Annotated in this window: 2 protein-coding genes; both read right to left on the bottom strand. The window is 75.0% G+C overall.

Features of this window, described 5'->3' with window-relative positions; genetic code table 11:
* Positions 1-83: 83 nt before the first annotated feature.
* Positions 84-1,373 (bottom strand): MFS transporter, encoded by a 1,290-nt coding sequence (locus tag GTR02_RS21260; protein ID WP_205709767.1) that lies wholly within the window; start codon positions 1,371-1,373, stop codon positions 84-86.
* A gap of 161 nt (positions 1,374-1,534) precedes the next feature.
* Positions 1,535-2,449 (bottom strand): LysR family transcriptional regulator, encoded by a 915-nt coding sequence (locus GTR02_RS21255; protein WP_166609464.1) that lies wholly within the window; start codon positions 2,447-2,449, stop codon positions 1,535-1,537.
* Positions 2,450-2,567 lie beyond the last annotated feature (118 nt).

Below are 2,567 nucleotides of genomic sequence, written 5' to 3'. Positions count from 1 at the left end.
GTGCTCCGACTGTGCGGCAGCGGCAGGGGGGTGGGGAAGGGGAGTTCCGTGATGCGGGGCATCAGGCGGGCCGATGCGGCCGCTCAGCCCTCCAGCGCCACGGCGGGGCGCCGGGCCACGACGATCGCCAGCAGCACGGCCGCGACGACGGCCATCGCGAGCAGGGCCGCGGGCAGGCCGCCGAGGGCGGCGGTGAAGGCGAAGACCAGGAGCGGGCAGAGGAACTGCCCGAAGAACAGCGCGCCCGTGAACACCCCCGTCGCCCGGCCCCGCTGCTCGAACGGCAGGGTGGTCAGGGTCCACGTGAGGAGGGTGGGCAGCAGCAGACCCGTTCCCGCGGAAGCGATCACGGCGCCGACGACGATGAGCGGCACGGCGGGCGCGAGGCCGAGGACGGCGATGCCCACGCAGGCCAGGCCGAGCGAGGTCAGCAGCAGGAAGGTCGGGCCGCGGCGGGCCAGCCGGGCGAAGGAGATGCCGCCGACGGCGGTGGCGACCGCGGCGAAGGCGCTGATCGCGCCGATCGTCGCGGTGCTGCCGACCCCGGCCGCGTCCAGGACGAAGGAGAGCTGGACGATCGGGGTCGCGAACACCGCGCCACCCGGGACGGTGATGAGCAGCGGCAGCGCGATGCGCCGCCACGGCACGGCGGGCAGCTGGCCGCGGACCCGGGCCGCGGGTTCCCACAGCATGAGCGGGACCAGGACCGCGGCGACGAGGCCCACGGCGTACAGCCAGAACGGGGTGCGCCAGTTGCCGGCCCCGAGGGCGCCACCGGCGCCGATGAACACCACGGCCGAGATCGCGGACGCCACGGTCTGCAGGCCGAAGTACTTGTTCCGGCGCGCGCCCGAGTAGTAGTCGCCGATCAGCGTCGTGGAGCTCGTCATGATGGCCGCCTCGGCGACCCCGACGAGGGCGCGGCTGGCGACGATGGCCGGGAGGCTGTCGAGCCACAGCGGCGCGGTGCCGAAGATCGAGTAGGCCACCAGGGCGACCACGAGCAGCCGGATGCGGCCGACCCGGTCGACGATGCGGCCCGCGAACGGCGCCGTGAGGCCGATGAGCAGCGCGGGGACGGTGAGGGACACGGGCACGAGCAGCGCGACGCCCGGCTGGTCGGCGAACGCCCGCGCGATGGCGGGCTGGACGGGGGCGATGAGCACGGCGCCCAGCACCGACAGGCAGCTGAGGCAGAGCAGGAACGTCGCCTGCAGGGCGGTGGGCTGGCGGCCGCCCGTCTCGGCCTCGTGGCCGGACGGAGCCGCGGTGGGACGCGCCGCCGCGGGGGTGGACGGTGGGGGGCTGGACGGTGCGCTCGCGCGGGTCGGTGCGGTCGAGCGCACGGGACCGTCGGGGATGACGTCGGACACGGGATCCTCCTGCCACGGGCCCGCGCCGTCGCGGGTCAACCGGAGCCCCGAGTATCAGCGCGGGACGCCCGCGGCGACCAATAGACAACCGTGGGGCCGGGCATCAGCGACGTCGATGCGGCCGTCCGGGTGACGCGGGCCGGTCCGCCGGGCCCCGCGGCTCAGGCGCCGGCGGTGTCCTGCGCCGCGCGCAGCACGAGGTCGCGGAAGAACGAGTGCTCGGGGTCGGCCGTGTAGGACGGGTGCCACCACATCGCCTCGATGAGCGGCCCGACCTCGACCGGGCACGGCACGGCCCGCACCCCGGCCCCGGGCGGCAGGGCGTCGACGAGCCGCTGCTGCAGCAGCCCGACGCGGCCGCTGCCCGCGACCAGCCCCGGCACCGTCACGAAGTTCTCGGTGACCACGGTGATGCGCTGCTCGAGGCCCAGCATCCGCATCTGCCGCGCGGCCGGCGTCGCGGCCGTGGGGCCGTGGTAGCAGGCCACCCACGGCATCGTCCGGGCCTGCTCGAGCGTCAGCTCCTCGCCCACCTCGGTGTTCTCGCTCGCCACGACGCAGACCCACTCGTCGCGGTGCAGGTCCTGGTGCGGCAGGTCGGACAGGAAGCCGTGCGGCATGACCATGAGGTCGGTGCTGAGCAGCGACCGCTCGGCGGTCTCCACGACGCGCGGGGTGTTGGCCGCGAGCCGCAGGCGGGCGCGCGGCGCCTCGGCCTCGAGCAGGGCGACGATCCGCGGGGCGAGGACCGTGCAGCTGTAGTCGCTCGTCAGCATCGTGAACTCGCGCGTCGTGGTGCCGGGGTCGAAGTCCGGCTCCGCCGAGAACACCCGGTCGACGTCGGCGAGCAGGACGCGGGTCCGCTCGGCGAGCTGCTCGGCCAGCGGGGTCAGCTGGTAGGCGTTGCCGACGCGGACCAGCAGCGGGTCGTCGAAGTGCCGGCGCAGGCGCGCCAGCGAGGCCGACAGGGCGGGCTGGCTCAGCATGAGCTGCTCGGCGGCCCGCGTGACGCTGCGCTGCTGCAGCAGCGCGTCGAGGGGGACGAGCAGGTTGAGGTCGAGGTTCGCGAGGTTCACCGCCGTCGCCGCCCCATCGCACCACTGTATCGACGCCGTGGATGCGGGGTATGCCGGAACACGCCTTCCCCGGGCTCGGCGCGCGCCGCAGCATGAGGCTCGTCCCGAGGAGGAACCG

The sequence above is a fragment of the Kineococcus siccus genome, from assembly GCF_009906795.1.
Classification (GTDB): Bacteria; Actinomycetota; Actinomycetes; order Actinomycetales; family Kineococcaceae; genus Kineococcus; species Kineococcus siccus.
This window is presented reverse-complemented; position numbering and strand designations above follow the sequence as displayed.